This window comes from Haloferula luteola (genome assembly GCF_014201715.1).
Taxonomy (GTDB): Bacteria; Verrucomicrobiota; Verrucomicrobiia; order Verrucomicrobiales; family Akkermansiaceae; genus Haloferula; species Haloferula luteola.
On record NZ_JACHFD010000002.1, the window covers coordinates 162,725 to 185,131 of the forward strand.

15 protein-coding genes are annotated in these 22,407 nt (G+C 58.1%); 8 read left to right on the plus strand and 7 right to left on the minus strand.

What is annotated here, in order from left to right; all coding sequences use genetic code 11:
* Window positions 1-62: 62 nt before the first annotated feature.
* Window positions 63-1,967 (minus strand): RecQ family ATP-dependent DNA helicase, encoded by a 1,905-nt coding sequence (locus HNR46_RS02560; RefSeq protein ID WP_184015510.1) that lies wholly within the window; start codon window positions 1,965-1,967, stop codon window positions 63-65.
* Window positions 1,968-2,032: 65 nt separating this feature from the next.
* Window positions 2,033-2,743, minus strand: a complete 711-nt coding sequence (locus HNR46_RS02565) for a hypothetical protein (protein WP_184015512.1) — start codon at window positions 2,741-2,743, stop codon at window positions 2,033-2,035.
* A 257-nt stretch (window positions 2,744-3,000) separates the two neighbouring features.
* On the opposite strand from HNR46_RS02565, the gene HNR46_RS02570 reads away from it, so the two are divergent.
* Window positions 3,001-3,153, plus strand: a complete 153-nt coding sequence (locus HNR46_RS02570; RefSeq protein WP_184015514.1) for a DUF1328 domain-containing protein — start codon at window positions 3,001-3,003, stop codon at window positions 3,151-3,153.
* 68 nt (window positions 3,154-3,221) lie between these two features.
* On the opposite strand, the gene HNR46_RS02575 is transcribed toward HNR46_RS02570, so the two are convergent.
* Entirely contained in the window at window positions 3,222-5,420 is a 2,199-nt protein-coding gene (locus HNR46_RS02575) for a S9 family peptidase (protein WP_184015515.1), read from the minus strand.
* A gap of 106 nt (window positions 5,421-5,526) precedes the next feature.
* Between HNR46_RS02575 and hemL the strand changes: the two genes are divergently transcribed.
* From hemL to HNR46_RS02590, 3 genes are all read left to right on the plus strand, one after another.
* Window positions 5,527-6,813, plus strand: a complete 1,287-nt coding sequence (hemL, locus tag HNR46_RS02580; RefSeq protein ID WP_184015516.1) for a glutamate-1-semialdehyde 2,1-aminomutase — start codon at window positions 5,527-5,529, stop codon at window positions 6,811-6,813.
* Window positions 6,814-6,822: 9 nt separating this feature from the next.
* A complete protein-coding gene (locus HNR46_RS02585) occupies window positions 6,823-8,187 on the plus strand; it encodes a family 43 glycosylhydrolase (protein WP_184015517.1) in 1,365 nt (454 codons plus the stop codon).
* A gap of 206 nt (window positions 8,188-8,393) precedes the next feature.
* The gene (locus tag HNR46_RS02590) at window positions 8,394-9,305 is read left to right on the plus strand and encodes a YitT family protein (RefSeq protein WP_184015518.1); all 912 of its coding nucleotides are present in this window, start codon (window positions 8,394-8,396) and stop codon (window positions 9,303-9,305) included.
* A gap of 499 nt (window positions 9,306-9,804) precedes the next feature.
* On the opposite strand, the gene HNR46_RS02595 is transcribed toward HNR46_RS02590, so the two are convergent.
* Window positions 9,805-10,854 carry a hemolysin family protein gene (locus HNR46_RS02595; protein ID WP_184015519.1) on the minus strand — a complete coding sequence of 350 codons (1,050 nt, stop codon included), beginning with the start codon at window positions 10,852-10,854 and terminating at the stop codon, window positions 9,805-9,807.
* Window positions 10,855-11,142: 288 nt separating this feature from the next.
* Between HNR46_RS02595 and HNR46_RS02600 the strand changes: the two genes are divergently transcribed.
* From HNR46_RS02600 to zigA, 4 genes are read left to right on the plus strand one after another with little or no spacing between them, the layout of a single operon-like run.
* Entirely contained in the window at window positions 11,143-11,364 is a 222-nt protein-coding gene (locus tag HNR46_RS02600; RefSeq protein WP_184015520.1) for an FmdB family zinc ribbon protein, read from the plus strand.
* Window positions 11,365-11,386: 22 nt separating this feature from the next.
* Window positions 11,387-12,397, plus strand: a complete 1,011-nt coding sequence (locus HNR46_RS02605; protein WP_221284976.1) for a CobW family GTP-binding protein — start codon at window positions 11,387-11,389, stop codon at window positions 12,395-12,397.
* A complete protein-coding gene (locus tag HNR46_RS02610; RefSeq protein ID WP_184015523.1) occupies window positions 12,394-13,335 on the plus strand; it encodes a CobW family GTP-binding protein in 942 nt (313 codons plus the stop codon). Before HNR46_RS02605 ends, HNR46_RS02610 begins: the two co-directional genes overlap by 4 nt.
* Window positions 13,332-14,546 (plus strand): zinc metallochaperone GTPase ZigA, encoded by a 1,215-nt coding sequence (gene zigA, locus HNR46_RS02615; protein ID WP_184015525.1) that lies wholly within the window; start codon window positions 13,332-13,334, stop codon window positions 14,544-14,546. Before HNR46_RS02610 ends, zigA begins: the two co-directional genes overlap by 4 nt.
* Window positions 14,547-14,791: 245 nt before the next feature.
* Here zigA and HNR46_RS02620 read toward each other — a convergent pair whose 3' ends face one another.
* From HNR46_RS02620 to HNR46_RS02630, 3 genes are all read right to left on the minus strand, one after another.
* Window positions 14,792-17,476, minus strand: a complete 2,685-nt coding sequence (locus HNR46_RS02620) for a LamG domain-containing protein (RefSeq protein WP_221284977.1) — start codon at window positions 17,474-17,476, stop codon at window positions 14,792-14,794.
* Window positions 17,477-17,867: 391 nt separating this feature from the next.
* Window positions 17,868-20,531 carry a LamG-like jellyroll fold domain-containing protein gene (locus HNR46_RS02625; protein WP_184015529.1) on the minus strand — a complete coding sequence of 888 codons (2,664 nt, stop codon included), beginning with the start codon at window positions 20,529-20,531 and terminating at the stop codon, window positions 17,868-17,870.
* Window positions 20,532-20,852: 321 nt separating this feature from the next.
* Complete coding sequence (locus tag HNR46_RS02630) at window positions 20,853-22,403, minus strand: aldehyde dehydrogenase (NADP(+)) (protein WP_184015531.1); 1,551 nt, start codon at window positions 22,401-22,403, stop codon at window positions 20,853-20,855.
* Between the last annotated feature and the right edge of the window lie 4 nt (window positions 22,404-22,407).

The following is a 22,407-nucleotide window of genomic DNA, read 5'->3' on the forward strand; positions in this document are numbered from 1 at the left end:
TGGCTCCGTCTTGAGGGACCACTTCAAGATCGCAAGGCCGGGAAGTCGGGGCCTGCAGCACCTCAGAGCCACGTTTCGCAAAGTGCGAGGGTCTGGTCGAAGGGCATGCGTTCTAGCAACCCGAAGGCGTCGTGACGAGTCAGGCGCGCTCGCTGGGCTGCCGGGCTGCTGATACCACAGAGAAATCGGGCAAGCTGCCGCGGTGACTTCAGGGCAGCGTGCTGTTCATTGCGCAACTGCTGGATGCACTCCAAGTCCTCGAAGCTGGGCTCCGGCCATGGAGATCGCGGCAGGGGTGTGGCGAGGCGGCCGCGACAACGATCACAGTGTCCGCAGTTCCGCAGGACTTCGCCAAAATGCCGCGTCACTCCAGCGGTCAAACACTCCGCCCCTTCCACCAGATCGACCACTTGCCGGAGTCGATCGAGATCCGCCTGTTCCCGTTGATGAAACCGTGCTTCCAAGCGATCCGCAACATCACGGACCCGCATGTCTTCCCTCAGGAGGCGATATCCCTGACGCACGCCCGATTTCTTCAAAATCACGTCTCCGGCTTCTTCGAGATAGGTCAGCGCCGCGACGATCCGCTCGCGAGACTCCGCCGTGGTGGCCGCCACCTGATCCAGTTCAAACGTCAACCAGCTTCGCCCATCCTTGGCCGCAGAAAAAATTTTGCGCAAGAACGTCTTACGACGAGCATCGTAACCCGCCAGAAGACCTTCAAAGTCGCGCAAGAGGCGGACCGCATACGTTGCATAGAAAGGCTTGGTCGCCATAACAATCCCCTCCAACTCCAGATAGGTGAGAAGAGTCGTTACTACCAATGGCCGGATGTCATTGACGGTGGAAAGCTCATAAACCGAGACGTCAAATTCGTGGCCTAGGCGCAAGACATGATCCACCAGATGGCGCACGGCCTCCGAGGTCGGTGTATCGCCGTAGGTAAAGTTCTCCAGAGTCACCAGGTCGTCGCCACAGGCAAGCATTTCGCAGATCGACTCTCGGCCATCGCGACCCGCTCGCCCAGTCTCTTGCGAGTAGTTCTCCATCGATTTCGGAAGGTTGTAGTGGAACACCGCTCGGATGTCCGCCTTGTCGATCCCCATGCCGAAGGCGATGGTCGCCACCATGATGCGGATTTCACCCTGCATGAACCTTTCCTGCGCTTCCGCCCGAAACTCTGGAGGCATCCCCGCATGATACGCCTGGGCCGCATGACCATGACGCTTGAGAAATGTCGCGACCTCTTCCGCCGTGTGCTGCAGGGTCACGTAGACGACGACCGCTCCTTCCACCCCATCGATGCGCTCCTTCAACAAGGTCTTGCGATCGCAGGCGGCCACAGGTGAGACCCTCAGGTCAAGATTCGGGCGATGAAAGGACAGCTGGATGTGATCTCCTTTTTCCACTCCGAACTCCCGCCGGATATCCTCCGCGACTGCCGGAGTCGCCGTCGCAGTAAGACCCAGTACGCGCGACACTTCAAGATCCCGACAGAGCTTCGCCAACTTGAGATAATCCGGGCGGAAATTGTGACCCCATTCGGAAATGCAATGGGCTTCGTCGATGGCAACCATGCCGATTTTCATGCGGGCCAATCGTTGCCGGAATCCCTCGTTGGCAAGCCGCTCGGGGGCGACATAGAGAAGTTTCACCGTTCCGTCGCGCAGACCCTCCATGACATTTCCATAGTCTTCCTGGCTCAGCGACGAATCAAGGCGCGCGGCACCGATTCCCTTGGCACGCAGGGAATCGACCTGATCCTTCATCAGGGCAATCAGCGGCGACACCACCAGCGTCAGGCCATCGATCATCAAGGCGGGGAGCTGGTAGCAGAGCGATTTGCCCCCTCCGGTCGGGAAGACCGCAAGCATCGAGCGCCCAGCGAGCAATCCTTCCACCACTTCCCGCTGGCCCTCACGGAATCCCGCATGGCCGAATGTTTCCCTGAGTAGCGCCTCCGGCATGACGCCGATCGTGAACCGAGGCAGGACCTCCGCTCAAGTGGACAATCCAAAGAAGCGGAGAGGAGTCACCAGCCGAAGACCAGAGGGGGCACGACAATCTTGACGCGCCCCGAGCCTTCCTCTGATTCACTTTTCTCGATCGCCGTCACCAACTCGTTTTCGAATTCCACCGTCGTCCGGCCCTTCTCCTCCTGGGTGACGTGAGAGAGACGGCGGAAAACATTCCCCGTGGCCGGATCGCGAACATAGGTGTAGTGCTTGACCTCTTCGTAATCGATGAATTCCCACTGCCCGGATCTTCCTTCGGCCGTTTGCCTCACCTTCTTTTTGGTGGGATCTCCCAAGGCACGGGAGACTTCATCCATGGTCATCCCGATCGCCGCCCGCTTTTCAGCGATGAGGCGCTCCACTTCCAACTGTCGCTGATAAAACAAAGTGAGGTTTTTGCTCACATCAGGATCCTCCTTGGAGGCAAAGGCACCGCTGCCAACCCACCCGATCGTCTTGTTCCCCCCCGTCCGCGCACTCACTCGATAAGCCCGTTCGGTGATGGCTTGAATTTCCACCTCCTGGTCCGGCAACACCGTGCCCAGCTTACGTTGACCCTGTTTATCACTGTAAATCGGAGCCGCTTTGATGATCCAAAGTCTTAGCGGCCTCTGAAAATGGGCATCCAGATAGACCACGTCAGGATCCGCATCGAGCAGGGATCGCTTCGGCTCGGCATGCAGAACCGGCAACGCGAGCAACAGGCAGGCAAAACGAATGGCTCTCATAGTGGGAATCATAGCGGTGAAGTCGCCGATGAGAAGGCGCCAAATTCGACTCGCTTAGCGCTCCCTCTATTCATCCCAAACATCGGCAAAATGCACGGACAGCGTCGAGACCACCCGTGCATTCAGCATGAACTGTCGCCTCCATTTCGAACTCGATTTCACCAAGTCCTTATTTTCTGGGACTTCCAGAGGATGGCACCGCACTTGCGAAAACATCCCCGCCGGATGAGCCGGCAAAGAAACCTCCCTCAAACGTCATGAGCCTTGTCACACTTGCCATCATTTTCGCCATTCTCGCCGTCGTCGCCGCCATCTTCGGCTTCGGGGGTATCGCTGCTGAATTCGCCGGGATCGCCAAGATCCTGCTCGTGGTCTTCATCATCCTCGCGATCCTCTTCTTTGTGCTCTGAATCCCAAATTTCCCCCCGGGGCCAGGCTCCGGGGGGCATTTCCGTTCACAGGATCGACCAAGCGATCTTCACGACGCACCCGGTGCCGGAATCGGTTGGCCGAGGTGACGCTCGAAGAAATCGACGCGACGCCGCTGCCCATATCGAGCCTCGCCAGCTCCGTGGTTTTTCCCGGTAAAGGGTAGAAACTCGAAGTCCTTGTCGGCATCAATCAACGCATCGATGACCTGATAAGTGGAAGACGGATCCACATTGGTGTCCAATTCACCCACTGTGAGCAAGAGCGCCCCCTGAAGTTCCTTGGCATGAGTAACATTGGAATTGTCGGCGTACTCGGGTCCAACAGGCCAGTCCATCCATTGCTCATTCCACCAGATCTTATCCATTCGGTTGTCATGGCATCCGCAATCAGCAACGGCCGCTTTGTAGAAGTCCCCGTGAAACAATAAGGCACCGAGGGCATTCTGTCCCCCGGCCGATCCCCCGAAGATCCCGACGCGATCCAGGTCCATTGCGGGCTCCTTTTTCGCCGCGGCTTTCATCCATGCAATGCGGTCGGGGAATCCGGCATCCTTGAGATTTTTGTAGCAGAAATGGTGGAATTCCCGGCTGCGATTGGCTGTGCCGCGACCATCGATTTTCACCACAATGAAGTCATTCACCGCCACCTCGTGCATGGGAGCCATCCATGGATTCCATGCCTTCGGAACAAACGAATCCTGAGGTCCGGCGTAGATGTTCTCCACCACGGGATACTTCTTCGTGGGATCGAAGTTCGGGGGCCTGAGAATGATTCCCCAGATGTCGAACTTACCATCGCGATCCTTTGCCACAAAAGGCTCAGGCAGAGGCCATCCCGTGGCTCGTAATGCCGAGTCATCGCCCTCAGCCAGCACGGAAATCAGCGCCCCATCGGACCAACGGTGAAGCTCCGTCACCGGGGGATGATCGACTCGTGACCAGCGGCAAGTGTAGTAGCTGCCGCCGGAGGAGCGCTCAAAACGATCATGCGTGCCGTTCGCAGAGGTCAGGGGCACCAGTTTCCCGGTGTCGATCGAGACCCGCGCGTAGTGAATGAAATACGGATCCTGATCGGCCTCTCGTCCGGAAATCTTCAGCAAGACTTCACGCTTCTCCTCGTCCACTTGAACGACTTCTCGGACGATCCATTCGCCTTCGGTCAGGTTCCGAATGACCGAGCCGTCCTTTCCATTGAGCAAGAACAAGTGCTTCCAGCCATCGCGCTCGGACATCCACAGGATTTCTTCACCATCATCGAGATCGCGGCGGAAGGAATTCCCATATACGAAAACGAAAGTGTCGCTATCTTCCTGGATGAGAGCTCGCTGGACCCGGGTTTCACTATTGATTTCAATCACGTGCTGTTTCCCGAATCCCCGCTCAACATACTCGTAGGTCAGCCGCTGGGAATCCTTTCTCCAAGCCAGGGCATCGCATTCATATGGATTCGGAATCAACGACATCTCTGGAGCGAGGGGCTCGCGACCATCGATGAAAAAGACCCACGGTGCTCGAGTATCGATCTCATCTCCGGGTTTCGGGTAGCTCTGGGTAAAATGTTCCGGTTGGAGTTTTCCATCGGGAGCCGAATCGATGTAGTGAACTTCCCGCTCCTTCACATCGCGCGTCTTCCAGATCGCAAATCGAGAGCCATCAGGCGACCACACCGGAGCGTCCCGAAACACCCCTGACTTGTCGTCTTCCACCAGCACACGAGGCTTCTCCCCGCGCTCCGAGAGCACCAAATCGCCATCACGCACCGCCACCTCATATTCCCCGTTTGGCGACCTCCACTCTGCGGGCACTCGGCGGTCCCAGCGCATCCTCGGCCGGCCTCCACGATCTTCAGGGGCCTCACGACGCGCAGCCCCTTTCGGATCGCTCCACCGTCCCTCCGTCCAAGTTCGGTCGCCCTGGGGGGTTTCGAGTAGCAAACCTTCTCGCGTCCAGCGGAAACCCGACCACTCGGAGCCCGGATCGATGGTTTCCAGCACTTCACCCGTCTCTGTGGCACGAATCACAAGCCGCTTGCCATCCGGGCCTTCCAACTCCTGCACCAATCTCTGATCGTCAGGCGCAAAGGCGACGCGAACCGATTCATTGGGGACCGCGGTGCGAGCGACCTGATACCATTTCCCGGTCACTTCCTCGAAGCCCTTCAACCCTCCACTCTCGGCACTCACCGATGCACCCAAGGCCGCTAAGCCCCACATCACGACGGAAAAACTCCATGGGAAACGTTTCATTTGCGCCGGAAACGTGAGCAAAAGCCGCGCCCTGTCAGTTCATTTCCCCTCCTTCCGAAGAAAAACTCGGATTGGACCTTCGCAGCCGAGAGTTCAAGCTGGCCGCATGTCTGTCGGCCCGCTCTCCCAAAAACTTTTCGCCACCGCCAAAAATCTGATTCCCGGCGGCGTCAATTCACCCGTCCGCGCTTTCCGCAACGTCGGGGGCGAACCGTTTTTCGTCAGGCGGGCCAAAGGGAGTCGCATTGAAGACGTCGATGGGAAACACTACATCGACTACATCGGCTCCTGGGGACCGAACATTCTCGGCCACGCACCCACCGTCATCACCAACACCCTCCATGAAGTCGCCAAGGACGGGATTTCCTTCGGCATTCCGAATCCCTTTGAGGTAGAAATGGCCCGAACCATCGTCGATTGGGTTCCCTCGGTCGAAAAAGTCCGCATGTGCAACTCCGGCACCGAGGCCACCATGTCAGCGATCCGCCTGGCGCGCGGCTTCACGGGTAGGGACCTCATCGTCAAGTTCAACGGTTGCTACCACGGCCATAGTGATTCCCTCCTGGTCGCCGCAGGATCGGGAGCCCTCACCCACGGCGAACCGGACTCCGCCGGTGTTCCCGCCGACTTCGCGAAAAACACCCTCGTCCTCCCTTACAATGATGATGAGGCGCTCGAGGCTCTCTTCACGGAACGGGGTGACCGCATCGCCGCCATCATCGTCGAGTCCTATCCCGCCAATGCCGGTCTCGTTCTCCCGAAGCCGGGATACCTCGATCTTCTCTGTTCGATCACCCGCACCTACGGCGCATTGCTGATTTTTGACGAAGTCATGACCGGCTTTCGCCTCGGCAAGGCCGGGGTCCAAGGAATCGAAGGCATCAAGCCAGACTTGAGCTGCTTTGGAAAAGTCATCGGTGGTGGGCTTCCTGTGGGAGCTTTCGGCGGCCGAGCCGACATCATGGACCTCTTGGCTCCGATCGGTCCGGTCTACCAGGCCGGCACCCTGAGCGGAAATCCTCTCGCGATGGCCGCAGGACTCGCCCAGCTCCGTGAACTCGATAAGCCCGCTGGATTTGCCCGGCTCGAACAACTCGGCGCCCACTTCGAGTCCGGCCTGCGCGCTTTGATGCAGGAAAAGGGAATCCCCCACCGACTCAACCGGGTCGGCTCCATGTTCTGCTTGTTCTTCACCGATCGCGAAATCGTCAATGTCGACGACGTCATGCAGCAGGATCTCGAACTCTTCAAAAAGCTCTTCTGGGGGTGCCTCGACAAAGGCATCTACCTCGCTCCCAGCCCCTACGAAACTGGCTTCCTGAGTCTCGCCCACACGGAAGCCGACCTCGACGACACCCTCAGCGTCATCAACGATGTCCTGTCCACCCTCTGATTCGAATCCATGAAACTCAGCCTCCTCTCGGTCATCTGCCTCACCGGCTTGGCGCACGCCCAGATCGTCCCGGCCCGCCAGCCCGGTAGGGCCAATCCCATCCTGCCCGCTTACCAAGCCGATCCCAGTTGCGTGACCGTGGAGGGGACTTCGTACCTCTTTGCCACTCTCGATCCCTGGGGCGGTGAGTCCCTCGGTTGCTGGAAATCTCAAGATTTCAAAAACTGGACCTTCGTTCCCCTCAATTGGCCGACCAAGGAGGCCTGCACCAGCCCAACTTCCAAGGATGCTCTGGTATGGGCACCATCGGTCGTGAAAGGGACCGACGGCCGGTTTCACATGTACGTCTCCGTCGGCAACGAGATCTGGGCTGGCGTCGCCGATCACCCCACGGGCCCGTGGAAAAATGCGCTCGGCGATCGCCCATTGATCCCTGAGAACTTCAAGCCCGGATACCACATGATCGATGCCGAGGCATTCATCGATGAAGACGGCCAGGCCTACCTCTACTGGGGCTCGGGGTGGAATTGGGTGAACGGCAAATGTTGGGCGGTACGCCTGAAGGACGACATGGTCACCTTCGACGGTGAAATCCATGACGTGACTCCTCCCCACTACTTCGAAGCGCCCTTCATGGTGAAACATGACGGTCGCTATTTCCTCATGTATTCCAGCGGCCGCACCGACCAGACCACCTATCAGGTCCACTACGCGACCGGCGACCAACCTTTCGGCCCCTTCACCGAAGGCCCAAATAGCCCCATCCTCTCCACGCAGGACACCATCGACGTCATTTCCCCCGGCCACCATGCAGTCATCGAGCGCGAAGGACGTCCTTACATCCTCTACCACCGTCATTCCGTTCCCTTCGATCCGGCATTTATCGGCCGCCAAATCTGCGTCGATGAACTCCATTTTTCCGCCGATGGCGGCATCGATCGAGTTCTCCCCAGCCATGATGGACCGGCGTTTCTCCAAGACAGAAATCCAGATCGCCCTCAAAGAATCGTCGCCATCTCAGCCTGCTGTGAAGCGAGCGAATCAACTTCTGCCGCCTTCGCCATCGACGACAACTACGCGACCCGCTGGGCGGTCACCCAGGGTGCCCAAGGCGGCTGGTTGAAGGTCGACCTTGGAACACCTCAACCTGTCCACTCCATCGAGCTCCGCCCGGAATATCCTTGGAAGCCCTGCGCCTTTTCGGTCGAAAGCTCGATAGATGGCGAATCGTGGACGCCGATCCCCGACGGCCAGCTCAAGGCGGAAAGCGGTTCACCGCTCACCCTTCCGCTTGATCTCTCCACCCGCTGGCTGCGCGTGGTCTTTGATGACTCCCTGACGGACGTTTCTCTTTGGGAAATCGGAGTTTTCTAAGAATCCACGAAAAGAGGAGACCGGCGAACGCCAGCTCCCGAGAACCAATGACGGGATGAAAGGCGGATTCTTGGATCCCCTCTCCATTTGGCGCGCCCATTGCCAGATGGGAGGGGGCGAGGGGCTCGTGCTCGGGATCCGCCATGAATTCTGAAGCCTCTCGCCAAGCTTGACCGGCATCAAAAACTCGGTCTGTTGGGGCATCCATGCCTCCGGCTCCTCACCGCATCACCACTCGCCTCCGTCCTTTCCTCGAATGCCTCGGCGTCACGGGCGCCGGCCTTCTCTACGCTGCGGCCCTCAAATACTTCGTCTTCCCCGCGAAAGTGATCCTCACTGGCTTTGAGGGTCTCGCCGCCGCCACCGCCTACTTTTTCGACCAACCACACCTGTTTCTTGCGATCTACATCGCGTCCCAGGCCGTTCTCATTCTCTTTGCCTTCGCAAAGATCAGCCGGACCTTCGCCATCCGCACCCTCCTGACCGTTGGTGCGGTGGTCGCGGGGCTAGCCCTGCTGCCCTCCCTCGAGTTCGCCTCTCCCGAACCCCAGAACGAACGCATCCTGCTGGTTCTTTTCGGCGGTATCCTCGCCGGACTCGCCAAAGCCCTCTCTCTTCGGCTGCGCGGATCGACCGGCGATGAAGACATTCTCGCCGCTTGGTTCGCGATGAAATATCTCAAACCTGTGGGCAACGTCGCCATCGCGGCAGCCACGGTATCGACCCTCTACGGCCTTACTTTGTCGTATCTCAAAAGCGGGAACATCGAACCGGTCATCAACACCCTGATGTACACTGCCATCTACATCTTCACCTCCGCTGAGACGCTGAATAACTTCTTTCGCAAATTCAAACTGGTGGTCCTCACTGCCTTTGGAAACGATCCAAAAGCTCTGGGGGAAGCCATCCGTGAGGTGGCTCCTCACCGCACCTACACCATCCAGGATGCGGTCGGAGGATACACCTCCGAACCCATTCGCCTCGTCCGCACGATCATCACCCACGAGGAGCTTCCTGAAGTTTTGGATTCCATCCGAAGGACGATCCCCGACGCCTTCTGGTTCCATCATGATATCGAAGGCATCTCCAACCGCTACGAAATCAAGCCCATCGGCTGATTCGCCCAAGCATTCAAAGCCCCAATCTTTGATCTGCCTTTGAGAAATTTTCGCTCATCGAGAATTTCTTGAAAATCCAGATGTCATTCTTCGATTGATTCTTTGGGGGCCGGTCCCACTCCAGCAGGAGCTGAATGGTCCCCTTTGTCATCGCCAACTCAATCGCTCCTCCGGAGCACATCGGCACGCATCGGCTGGGGGGCCGGGCGCCGACTGGAACCGTAAGGTTCCGCTTCGGAATGAGTGCAAAAAGCGCATGGTTTCGGGGGAAACCATGCGCTTCTTCATTTCCGTTGGGAGAGGTATTCCGACGATCATCGGCCCTTACGCGATCACGTATCCCGTGAATCTTTTCTTTATCTTCCCATAAGCGATGGGATGACTCTCTACCTCCATGGCGTCGCTTTTGCGGCGTCGGGACTTCAACTTGTGTGTGTGTTGAGGGGGCGCGGGGCCCGTCCGGGTTCCGCGTCCCGATTTCGGATCGCTCCCTCCGTCATCACGCTTCCCCAGAGGGCACCATCATCGAAGCTCGGTCCTGCCAGAGGTTCCGCGCGACCTTGCGCAAGTCCGCATCGCGGTCCGTTTCGTCGAGAATCTCCGAGCCAATCACGGTCTCCAAGACATCCTCCAAGGTCACCAAGCCCACAATGGTGCCGAACTCGTTGTGCACCACCAAAAGATGGCGCCCTTCGCGCAGCATTCGGGAAAACAAGCGGTCCACGCCAATCTGCTCCGGGGTCGCCGCCAATGGCAGCATGACCTCGGAAATCTTTCCATCCGGCGCGCGCAAACACCTCAGCAAGGCATCCGACTTCAACACAAAACCGCGAATCTCATCCGGACTTTCACCATAAACCGGAATCCGCGAATAGGGCTCGTCGGCCACCCGATCGACAAATTCCGCAAAGGAAAGGTCATGAGGCAGGGTGAACATCACCGTCCGCGGCGTCATGATCTTCGCCACAGTGGTTTCTGAGAGCTGCAGGATGTTCCGCACCACCGCACTCTCGTGTTTGCCAATCTCTCCCAGGCGCTCGCCAAGGTTGGCCACGGCGATCAACTCCTCGCGATGCACCGGACCCTGATTGGCCTTCCCGAAGGTCACCAAACGCGTGACTTGGCGACACAACCATACCAAGGGACCCAAAAGACGTTCCATCCACGGCAAAAGCCACGCCGTCGGAGCGGCAAAGAAACTCGCATATCTTGCCCCGAGGGTTTTAGGAATGATCTCTGTAAAGACTAGGATCGCCAACGTCAGGAAACCTGCAAACACCCCGCCGGTCGCATCCCCATACAGCTTGACATACTGAGCACCAGCACCCGCCGCACCCATGGTGTGAGCCACCGTGTTCAGCGTCAAAATCGCGGAAAGGGACCGATCGATGTCACTCTTCAGCCGCTCCATCGCCACCGCCCACTTTTTGCCCCGCTGCTTGGCGGTCTCAATCGCTGAAGGAGTGACCGTCAACAGCGTCGCCTCCAGCAAAGAACATAAAAACGAGCAGCCAAGAGCGAGAAGGACGTAACCGATGAGCAGGAGCATGGAATGAAGGCTCCGAAACAACACGAAGATCCCGCCGGGTCAATGGGACAATCCCCCCTCAGTTTCCAATTGCCTCTTTGATGGCTCTTTGTTGCATTTTGTTTGCATTTGCTCTTCGATTGCTTTTCCCTCTGACGGCAACGCGATCTTCCACCTCTCCTTTATGGGGAATTCTTCGATCTCCATGAGGATCGAGACCTCCGTGCACTGGGCACCTTCCGATCCAGGAGATCCTCTCCGCCCTCGGCGATCCAGGCGAGAAGTCGCACAACCTGCTCCTCATCCATCATGCCCATCTACCTCTACGAAACCCTCTCCGGGGCCACGACAAACGAGGCAACTCGCCGATTCGAAGTGAAGCAATCGATTCACGACGCCCCCCTGACGCACGATCCGGAGACCGGCTTTCCCGTCCGCCGCGTGATTACGGGCGGGCTCGGCTATCTCAAGGGGCCTTCCACCGCCCCCCCCCACCCGTCTCACCGTGGGGGATGCTGCGGAAATTGTTAGGCCACACCAATCTTATCAACTCATGGTGAAACCAAGCCTTCCACCACTCGCGAGCTCAGCGAAACCCCTTGTTTTGCTCACCGGCTTTCTCGGCGCAGGGAAAACCTCCCTTCTCCGCGAAATTCTCGACGCCTCTGCTGCCCGTTCGTTGTCGGTCGATGTCATCCTCAACGACTACGAAAACGCCGAGCTCGATGCCGAAACCCTCTACGAGCGCGCCGCAACGGTGGCTCCGATTGCGGCTTCGTGCGCCTGCTGCTCCGGATTGCAACCCCTTGTTGAACTCACACTCGCGGCCGCTTCTTCCCGCCATGATCTCGTCGTCGTCGAAGTCAATGGCACGGCCGATCCCACTCCTCTTCTCGAAACATTCACCTTGTTGGAGTCCCGGATTCCACTCCAGCCACGTTGGCAGGTCGGTGTGATCGACGCCCGCCATTTCGGGCATCGCGGACCTTTTGATTCCCTCGAGATCGCCCAGTTGGAGACCGCCAGCCATGTCGTGATTCGCCACGCCGAAACTCTCTCCTCACCTGAACGACAGCAGCTCATCAATGCACTGCGCAGGTCCAACCCCCAGGCCAGCTTGACCTCCGCCTTCCCCCTGGTGGAACAGCTCGTCGACATCCAGACCCACCGTCGGAAACTCCTCCTTCCGTCCCCGCAGCCAGCACAACGCATGGCCCCGCTGCCCTCCCTCGGACACCCTTTGGCGCACGCATTTACTGGGTGTCAAATCCTGCTCCCTCGCGAAGTCGATCCCGATCCTCTTCGAGCCTTCCTCCGCCACCTTCCCCTTGGCGTCCTGCGCGCCAAGGCCTTGGTCACTCTTCGGAGTGAGCCCGATCGCAGAAAACTCTTCGAACGAGTCGCTGCCGACATCACGCCCGAACCCCTGGATGTGCCATTCAGCGATCGTGTCCCTTCATCTGCGATCTGCATCGGCCCCGATCTCGATCCCCTCGAACTCCTTTCTCTCGCCCGCCCAATCCTTGGCCCCGATTGCCAACTCCCTTGCTCACTCGTTGCATGAATCCATCTCCAGCTCCCCTCCCCGTTCTCATCACGGCCGGCTTTCTCGGTTCAGGAAAAACCACCCTCATCCGAGAACTCCTTCCCCAACTCGCCACCGGCTCACGAAAACCCTTCGTCCTCCTCAATGATTACCTCAATGCCGAGATCGACGCGTCGTCCCTGCGCGGTCTTGGCGCCGAAATCCTGACCCTGCCGGCCAGCTGCGTTTGCTGCGATGACTCCGCCGGATTGATCGACGCCATTCTGAAGATCCCCACCGATCCTCCCGCCCTGCTCATGATCGAGGCAAACGGCACCACCGACCCCTACCGCTTGATCGAAGTCCTGACTCTCACTCGATCCCTCCGCCAGCGACTCGGCCCCATTCACCAGGTGACCGTCCTCAACGAAAGTCGCTTCGGCAAACGGCTCCTACCCGGTGACAAACGCCTCGAGCAAGCACAAGTGCGGACCGCCAGCGCCATTCTGACCAATCGTTCGGAACGTGCATCTCCCGCGCAGCGACAGCGCGTCCGTGAAGCGCTGATGGAACTCAACCCCCGAGCTCCCGTCCTCCATCTCGAAGCTTTCGCCAATCTCCTCGTGGAAGAAACGCCCCTTCTCTCACCTGACCTCACCGATCCCCCCGAACACGTTCACCACCACGTCGCCGTGCGTTTCCCGCTTCCTCGCATGACGATTGAGCGACTCCGCACCTGGCTTCTGATGCTCCCTCGAGATGTCCAACGGTCCAAAGGCGTCGTGCAAATCTCTCAAGAGGAAATCTGCTACTTCCAACGGACCGACGACCCCTTCGAGTCTCCCAACCTGCACACCTCTCTCATCCCCGACGGCTTCGAATCCACCGCCGTCTTCATCGGTCACGGACTCCAGGAAAGTTCGCTCCGAGCCACTCTCGAATCTCCAGCGTTCAAAATTTTCTCCCTTTCTCCATGAAACGAAAACTCCCCGTCACGGTCCTATCCGGATTTCTCGGCTCCGGCAAAACCACCTTGCTTAACCACATCCTCCGCAACCGCGAAGGCAAACGCGTCGCTGTGATCGTCAACGACATGAGCGAAGTGAATGTCGATGCCGACTTGATCCGTCATGGTGGCGCCGCCCTCTCTCACACCGAAGAAAAAATGGTGGAGATGTCCAATGGCTGCATCTGCTGCACGCTGCGCGAAGATCTCCTTATCGAAGTCAGCAAACTCGCTCAAGAAGATCGGTTTGACCATCTGCTCATCGAGTCAACCGGTATCGCGGAACCCATGCCTGTCGCGGAAACCTTCACCTTCATGGATGAATCGGGGAAGTCCCTTTCGGACATCGCCACCATCGATACGATGGTAACCGTCGTCGATGCCTACAACTTCCTTCGTGACTTCAACACCTTCGAAAAACTTCAGGAAAGGGGAGAGTCGCTGGGCGAAGCGGACGAGCGTACCATTGTGGATCTCCTCAACGACCAAATCGACTTCGCGGATGTGATCCTCCTCAACAAGATGGATCTCATCCATGAGGATGAGCGGCGCACCGTCCACGGCATGATCCGGGCCCTCAACCCCCAGGCGAAAATTCTCGAGACCACCCACTCCAAAGTTCCTCTGGATTCCGTCATGGGCACCGGGCTTTTCGATCTCAACCGCGCATCCCAGCATCCTGGCTGGCTCGACTCTCTCGTCGAACACACTCCGGAAACCGAAGAATATGGAATCTCCAACTTCGTCTATCAAAGTCGCGTCCCTTTCCATCCCCAACGCTTTTACGACGTATTGCATCAGGAATGGCCAGGTGTGATTCGGTCAAAGGGTCTCTTCTGGCTCGCCACCCGACTCAAGCACGCTGGGTTCTGGTCGCAGGCCGGTGGGATCTCCCAATACCAGTGGGCAGGACGATTTTGGGCTGCTGTTCCTCGCAACCAGTGGCCACAAGACACCGCAGCGATCGAACGAGTATGGCAAAAACCGAATGGCGATTGCCGTCAGGAGATCGTTCTCATTGGCATTGGCCTCGATCGAGAAGCCCTCACCGCCATGCTCGATTCCGCCCTCCTCACGCCCGAAGAATACGCTCTCCCAGAATCTCTCTGGCCCACACAGTTCTCGGATCCATTTCCTTCATGGGGGGATTCTGCCCACAACGATCCATTTCCAGAAAGTTAGGCGAAACCCCCAACAGAAGGGCCTCGATTCTCTCCGGGGGATGAAAGATTCGAGGCCCTTGGGGGAATGGCGGTAGGGGCCGCCAGGTGGTGTGTTGCGGGCGGAACCTTTCAGGAAATCCAACAGTCGACAACCTCCGCGATGGCGGGGTGGGCCTGAGCAATCATCACGGGTCTCCCGATAAAACGAGCGGGTGCCCGGAAGAAACCGGGCACCCGCTATTTGCCATGGATTTGGGGCTTTTTTTATTCAGCCAACTCCACCTTATAGAAGGCTTTGCCTTCTGGAGGAGCGGGATCGGTCCAAGTGCCGGTGGTGGCATCCGCAGTCACCGTTGCCACCTCGGTCCAGGTCGCCAAGTCGGTGCTCCGGCTGATCGAGAACTCCAATCCGCTCGCAGCGGGCCAAGTAATCGCTCCTTCGCCACTGGCCATCGCGACAAACATCGAACTTGGATCCATCGGGTCGAGCCCCAGAAGGAACTCCGCCATGTTGGAAGTGCCGTCGCCATCTGGATCATCAGAAGCCCCACGCTGGGTCTCATCCGTGATGTTGGCTGCCGCCCAAGTATCGAACTCGGAAGAATCTCCCCCTTCGAAGAACAAGAACTCCTCCTGAGGCAGCACCACGGCGCTGATACGAACTTCGTCAATCTGGCCTTGGAAGCCATCCGTGCTCGTTCCGTTCCACTGCCCGCCGCCGACGTTCCAGGCGTTCTCCAAGGGGCCTTCAGCAGGAACATACCATGCTCCAGAGATGGCCACCGTGCCTTCGACTTGATAGGTCGTGCTGCCAGGCGTTTTCAGCCACAGCGTCATCGTCGTGGCGTCCACCGTCACCGCCGCGGAATACCAAGAGTTGGCTTCGATCGTGGTTCCACCGATGATCTCACGAGCCGTCATCGATCCATCCACCAATCCTGCGCGGAGCTTGTTGGAAGTATCGATCTTGATCGAGAACGGTGGTTGACCACCCACAGGGTTGCCGAATTTCGCGACAGGAACCATCCACTGCCCACTCACCGTCGGCCGGAACGTGGCTTCCACCGTCATCGCATTGAATGCATAGGACCGCAGAACGCCACTTCCCTCACCATCCGGAATCTGACCCACCGGAGTGGTGAACACCGATTCCACGAAATACTGACCGCTGGCGTTGCGGGCGAAATACAGGGAACCCGCATTGCTCTCACCAGTTCCGGGGACGGTAGCGGCGGGAATCACGTTGCTATAATTCGGCCGCACGTAGGTCGCCCAGGCCATCATCGGATTTCCGTAAGCCGACTCATCCTTCACCGAGGTCGGATAGAGATACTCTCCATTGCCACCCGCCGGAACCTCTTCGTCGGGTCCCAGTTCCTCAAAACGCCAGTAAGCCAGCATCGTGTCGAAGGACGTTGCATCCAAAGGATTCGTGCCTGCGGCATATTCGAGGAGGTTGTTGAAGCCGTCACCATCCGGATCATCCTGACCTGTGTATTTGGCCGTGATCGTTTCCAGATCTTCCCCTTCTTCGCCGAACCAGAAGACCTCCCACCCGTCCGGAAGCCCGTCACCCACATCGAAGTCTTCGCCGTCCGGAGAGGAGAACTGATTCGTCGGATCCGTCTCGTAAGTCGCCTCGTAGGAATTGGTGTAAAGGTCACCATCGGGATCTTCATCCGGATCGCAATCTTCCACCGTCGCGAAATACAGAAGCTCCCAACCATCGTTGATGAAGTCTCCGTCGACGTCCGGGTAGCTGAAGTAGTCGTTCGGATCGGTGCCCGCCAACATCTCGGCATAGTTCGAGTTGAAGTCAGCATCCGCATCCCCCTCTTTGGTCTGATCCAAGTTGCCGAAGTTGGCAATTTCCCAACCATCCATCAGATCATCCTCGTCCACATCCGGAAACGATGCCACGTCATCCGGATCCGTGCCGGCCAGATACTCGTCGTAGTTGGAGCTATAATCTCCATCGGCATCGTCCCCAGGATTGGCATCAAGGTTCCCGAAATACTCCATCTCCCAGGCATCCGGGAGACCGTCAAAGTCGGAATCACCCGTCAACACGCTCAGGACACCCGTGCGCTCATTGAACTGATAAACCCCGGAGGCCGAGGTCCAGAAACCATCGACCTCTGTGAACCCATCGATCGCGAAAGTATCTCCAATCGTCAACGCTCCCGCGTCGACAATCGACCAAGTATCACCCTCAGCACTCGAAGCATTCGTCAGATCGAGAGAAATCGTGCCATTCAGAGTCACGCTTCCCGTGCCCGTGATCATGTTGTCGACATTCGTGCCATTAAGCACGAACTCCATCGATCCGGTATCGGCGAGGATGAAGGCCGTATTCACAACCAGATCCGTGCTCAGGTGGGTCGGTCCGCCGAATGTCACCGCGTATCCGTTTCCACCCGTCGAATCCAGAGTCAGCTGCGCGGTCGCCGTGATCTCTGAGAGGATCACGATCTGCCCCTGCCGAGCGTCCACCGAGGAGGCGAAGGGAACCTCCACCGTTCCGTCGACCGTGAAAACATCCGTGTAGCTCGAAGCATGATCCAGTTTGCCACCATCAAGAATCAACGGATCCACCGTGATCACGCCCGTAGAGCCCGTTCCCTTGTAGAGGAAACCACCTCCCGTGTAGAGTGTCAGGGAATCCCCGGCAAAGGTATAGCTATTGGCATCGGCTGGAGTCCGCAGGAATTGGACCGAAACCAAGTAATCATTTCCGGCCGAAGGAGCAGCAGCCGATGACCAGTTTCCCGCCGTATTAAAGGAGGTGGAGCCAATGGCGTCAGCAGCAGTGAGCGTCACTTCCTCCGCACCGGCCTGAGCCAAGATGACAGCGGAAAGAGTCGCCGGAAGGGCGCAGGCCATGATCGTCGATCGGACACTGCGTCCCCGTACGGAACCGTGAGGTCGTAGGAAGTCAGAGGGGTTCATTTCACCTCCACTCCAAGCAACTGCGATACCCGGAAAATCGCTCGAATCTCGGATTTCTTAGAACCCTTCGTTCGCGTTTTCCCGCTTGTTGAATTCCCGGGGAATGTCTCGGGAATCCGCCAATTTTCCCCGCCATTCATGACTATCACTCATTCCGATCGAGTTTTTCCATCTGAATTTCTCATCTTCAATCTCGGCACAGGCCGAAAGTTTCTGAGGCTGTTTGGCGTCCCAAAACCACCCAACTCCTTGTGCCACGTAGCTTTACGCAATGAAAAACCTCCCCACCCCCTCCAGTTCCCCCACCAGCGCAATACCAGTCCCTCTCAAAGAGAGCAGGTGCCCGGAAACCCGGGCACCTGCCACATTCATGGATTTAACATTGGTTTTTTTACTCCACCAATTCGACCCGATAGAAGGCTCGGCCTTCTGGCGGTGATGGATCCGACCAGCTGCCGGACGAAGTGTCCGGACTGCTCGTCGCCACTTCAACCCAGGTGGAAAGATCCACACTTCGACTGATGGAGAACTGAAGGCCGCTCGCAGCGGGCCAGGAAATCGTGCCGGTCACATCGACCGATGCCATGAACCGCGAGCTGCTGTCGACCGGATCCAGGCCAAGCAAGTACTCCACATGGTTCACCGTGCCATCGCCGTCGGCATCGTCGGACTCACCGCGCATCGAGCTATCGGGGATATTCGCCGCCGCCCACAGATCATAGGGGCTCGCCTCAGAATCCTCATGGAAGAGGAACTTCGACTCGGGAAGGACAAACTCATTGATGCGAACTTCATCGATCCATCCCTTGAACCAATCCGTCTCACTTCCATTCCAACGAGCACGACCCACTGCCCAGGCATCATTCAGACCTGTGAAATCATTGTAGAAAGCTCCATCAATACTCATCGAGCTATCGAGCGTGTAAGCCGCCTCTCCTTCTCCCTTGATCCACAAAGAAAGTGTCGTTGCATCCGCCGTCGTCGCAACGGAGTACCACTCCCCTGCATTGATCGTGCGATTGCTGACCAGGTAGCGGACCGTGCCTGAGCCATCGATCAAACCGACCTCAAACTTTTGGGTGGCTCCCAGGTATTTGAGATGGAAAGGAGGTTGGCCTGTCCCACCCTCGGGGTTTCCATCTTTGCTCATCACCGCCTGATTGGCCGTTCCATTCAGGGTCGGATCCAACTTGAAACTCGCTTCAATGGTCCACGCTTCGAAGGTCTTCCACCGCAACGGTGCCTGCGTGTCCGTCCACACAATATCACCCCAGGTGCCATCCGTGCCGGCGTCGAAGTAGAGAGACGCCGTATTGGCTTCACCCGTGGCCGGGATCACACTCGCAGGGACATCCGTCGTGTAGGCGGGCGCGGTCTGCTCGTTCCAGGTCCGCAGACTGTTGTTCTCATTCACCGAGTCGAGAACCGCCATGGTGTAGGTCCCCGTCGCCTCTCCCCCCGGGACCGAACCCGTTGTCGCTTCCTCAAAGCGCCAGTATGTCAAACCCAAGGGAGCATCGTTCGGATCAGTCGGGTCCGTCCCCGCTCCATACTCGGAGAGGTTGGAGAATCCATCTCCATCCGGATCATCTTCGCCGGTATACTTGGCGATGATGGTCTCGAGCGATTCGCCTTCAGCGCCGAACCAATACACTTCCCAACCATCCGGCAGACCATCGCCCACATCGAAGTTCTCACTGTCCGGAGATGAGAACGGATCGGTCGGATCGGTTTCGTAAATCGCTTCGTCAAAATTGGTGTAAAGATCGCCATCGGAATCCACCGAAGGATCGCAATCCTCGATGGTGTCGAAATAAAGCAACTCCCAACCATCATTCATGCCATCGCCATCCTCATCAGGAAAATCGAGGAAATCCACCGGGCTCGTCCCCGCGAGGTATTCGGTCAGGTTCGAATTGTAGTCCGCATCCGCATCCCCTTCCGGAGTGGCATCGAGATTTCCAAAGTAGGCGATCTCCCAGCCATCATTCAGACCGTCGGTGTCCGTATCCGGGAAGGATGCAGCATCGAGCGGATCGGTTCCCGATTGGTATTCGAGGAGATTACTCGCAAGATCCCCATCGGCATCTCCATCGGGAAGCGCGCTCAGGTTTCCAAAATGCTCGGTCTCCCACGAATCAGGCAGACCATCGCCATCCGAGTCATCCGTCACCACGCTCAAGATGCCGGTCCGTTCATCAAATTGGTAGACGCCGGATGGCGAGGTCCAAAATCCGTTCACTTCGGTGAAATCTTGAACCGAAAAGGATTCGCCGAACGTCATTCCAAGGCTGCTATCCACAAGGGACCAGCTGTCACCTGGAGAGCTCGTCGCCAAATCGAGATCAATATCGAAAACTCCGTTGATCGTGACACTGCCCGTGCCGGTGATCATGTTGACGTATCCACCACTTTCCGGCGTGAACGACATCTTCCCGGTGGCATTGAGAACGAAGCTCGTGTTGGTCACAAGATCGGAGGTCAATGCCACGCCTCCGCCAAAGGTCACTGGGTAGCCATTCCCACCCGAAGAATTCAAAGTCAGTTGGCTGCTTCCGGAAATATCCGAAAGGAAGGTGATCGGCCCCTGCCGGGAATCGATCGTGGAGTTGAATGAAACCTCCATGGTTCCATCAATCACCATTTCGTCGGCATTGCTGGAGGCATGGTCCACCAGGCCTCCATCCAGGATCAAAGGATCAATCGTCAACACCCCGGTCGTCCCCGTCCCCTTGTAAAGAAGACCGCCCCCTGAATAGAGAGTCAGAGAGTCGCCCGCAAAAGTGTGGCTCTCCGCGTCGGGAGGAGTTCTCAGATACAGCGCATAAACAATGTAGTCATTGCCTGCCTCCGGCGCCAAAACTGACGACCAGTTCCCCGCTGTATTGAAGGACGACGTTCCAATCACGTCCGCGGTTTCCATCGTCACTTGATCCGCCATGACCAGTGAGGCGCAGGCCAGAGGCAGTCCCGCGACGAGGATTTGAAACCTCGACGACTTCCCGACTGCGGATTGCGCAGCGGCTCGACGTTCATACCTTTGGGAGCGATTCATTTCGCCATCCCGAAAAGCAGGCCCAATACCCGAAATGGAGGGGAAAACATGCCAGATTTCACCTCCCAAAAATCACTCCGCCTCACTTGTCGAATTCGAAAGACGCCACCCAACAATCGAACAAAACCGGAAGCCCAAGATTCGCCGGCCCTATCACGTCCGTCAGGATCAATGAAAACTTCTCATCCTACGTCTTCCACACTCGGGCTCCCATCTGGCACCCGCTCCGAGAACCTCCGTACCTCACTGCAAAACAAAAAGCGCCGGAACGTTTCCGCCCCGGCGCTGATCTTCAAACAGGTCTCGATGACATCAATCGGATCATCCCTCCGTCCGCCGAATTCCCAGCGGATTGGCTTCCTGCAATTCCGCGGGCAATGCCGCATCCGGGAACGATTGCCATGCCACCTGCCGGCAGAATCGGCCAATCGCCAAAGTTCCGACCGAGCTACTACGCCCGTCGGAAGTTGCCGGAAATGGGCCACCATGCACCATCGATGGGCACACCTCAACGCCGGTCGGAAAGCCTCCAAAAAGCAGCCGACCGCAACGACCCCGAAGGGCGGCGACCAACTCCTTCTCTTCTGACAATTCCTCAGGGGTCGCGTGCAACGTGCAGGTTAGCTGCCCCTCAAGAGCTCGAATCGCCTCCGTCGTCTCGGCAGTCGATCCACGGACAATGACGGCGGCGGGACCAAAGACTTCCGCCTGCAGTTCCGAACTATCGAGGAAGTCAGCTGCGGACACCACATGCACGACAGGCACGGCGCCAGCGCCTTCCACCCCACGGGCCAGCGTTTCCACACCCGCCACTTCGGCGATCTGCGAACACCCTTTTTGATAAGAACGGAGGATCCCTTCGTGCAGCATGGTGCCAGCAGGTGCTGCCGCCACCAATTCTGCCAGTCGGCCCAAGAATGCATCTCCACCTTCAGCAGGCAGAAAGACCAATCCCGGATTGGTGCAGAACTGACCCACGCCCATCGTCAGGGACCCGAAATAGGCTTCCGCGAGAGCCTCCTCGCCCTTCGCCAGCGCTCCGGGGAGAATCACCAAAGGATTGATCGAACTCATCTCAGCGAACACCGGAATCGGCTCGGGCCGAGAGGCCGCCATCGCCATCAGGGCTGAGCCCCCCGCGCGCGAACCCGTGAAGCCGACAGCCTTGATGGCCGGATGCGTCACCACCTCCTTGCCGATGTTTCGGCCTCCACCATAAAGCAGAGAAAACACCCCTTCCGGCATGCCGGTTTCTTGGGCGGCCTCGATCACGGCTCGGCCCGCAATTTCCGCCAGACCCGGATGGGCCTCGTGCGCAATCACGACCACAGGGCAACCCGCCGCCAATGCCGAAGCGGTGTCGCCACCGGCCACGGAGAAGGCCAATGGAAAGTTGCTGGCGCAAAAAACCGCCACCGGGCCCACCGGCACCAACATCGAGCGGAGATCCGCCTTGGGCAGTGGTTGGCGATCCGGTTGGGCACGATCAATCCGGGCATCCACCCATGAGCCTTCCTCAATGAGATGGGCGAACATCCTCAGCTGACCACAGGTCCGACCGGTTTCCCCCCGCATGCGAGCTTCGGGCAAGCCGGTCTCTGATGGACCCCGCACAGCGATTTCCTCAACTGCCGCCTCCAGGCGGCTGGCGATCGCCCGCAGAAATCCCGCTCTTTCCGACCCCGAAATGCCGGCGTACTCGGGGAATGCGGACTCCGCGAGAAGCACCGCACGTTCCACCGCTTCCTCGGGTGCGCGGAAGTAGGTGGGCGACAGAGTTTCACCCGTCACCGGGTTCACCCCTTCGCCGCAACTTTCCGTACCCGAGACACGGGTATAGCCGACAAACGATTCTCCTCGTAGTTCACTCATGGCA

Coding starts and splice junctions, on each gene's coding strand:
- HNR46_RS02560 (WP_184015510.1), bottom strand. CDS start 1,967: ATGCCGGAGGCGCTACTCAGGGAAACATTCGGCCATGCGGGATTCCGT.
- HNR46_RS02585 (WP_184015517.1), top strand. CDS start 6,823: ATGAAACTCAGCCTCCTCTCGGTCATCTGCCTCACCGGCTTGGCGCAC.
- HNR46_RS02570 (WP_184015514.1), top strand. CDS start 3,001: ATGAGCCTTGTCACACTTGCCATCATTTTCGCCATTCTCGCCGTCGTC.
- HNR46_RS02575 (WP_184015515.1), bottom strand. CDS start 5,420: ATGAAACGTTTCCCATGGAGTTTTTCCGTCGTGATGTGGGGCTTAGCG.
- zigA (WP_184015525.1), top strand. CDS start 13,332: ATGAAACGAAAACTCCCCGTCACGGTCCTATCCGGATTTCTCGGCTCC.
- HNR46_RS02590 (WP_184015518.1), top strand. CDS start 8,394: ATGCCTCCGGCTCCTCACCGCATCACCACTCGCCTCCGTCCTTTCCTC.
- HNR46_RS02610 (WP_184015523.1), top strand. CDS start 12,394: ATGAATCCATCTCCAGCTCCCCTCCCCGTTCTCATCACGGCCGGCTTT.
- HNR46_RS02565 (WP_184015512.1), bottom strand. CDS start 2,743: ATGAGAGCCATTCGTTTTGCCTGCCTGTTGCTCGCGTTGCCGGTTCTG.
- HNR46_RS02600 (WP_184015520.1), top strand. CDS start 11,143: ATGCCCATCTACCTCTACGAAACCCTCTCCGGGGCCACGACAAACGAG.
- HNR46_RS02595 (WP_184015519.1), bottom strand. CDS start 10,854: ATGCTCCTGCTCATCGGTTACGTCCTTCTCGCTCTTGGCTGCTCGTTT.
- HNR46_RS02630 (WP_184015531.1), bottom strand. CDS start 22,403: ATGAGTGAACTACGAGGAGAATCGTTTGTCGGCTATACCCGTGTCTCG.
- HNR46_RS02625 (WP_184015529.1), bottom strand. CDS start 20,531: ATGAATCGCTCCCAAAGGTATGAACGTCGAGCCGCTGCGCAATCCGCA.
- HNR46_RS02605 (WP_221284976.1), top strand. CDS start 11,387: ATGGTGAAACCAAGCCTTCCACCACTCGCGAGCTCAGCGAAACCCCTT.
- HNR46_RS02620 (WP_221284977.1), bottom strand. CDS start 17,476: ATGAACCCCTCTGACTTCCTACGACCTCACGGTTCCGTACGGGGACGC.
- hemL (WP_184015516.1), top strand. CDS start 5,527: ATGTCTGTCGGCCCGCTCTCCCAAAAACTTTTCGCCACCGCCAAAAAT.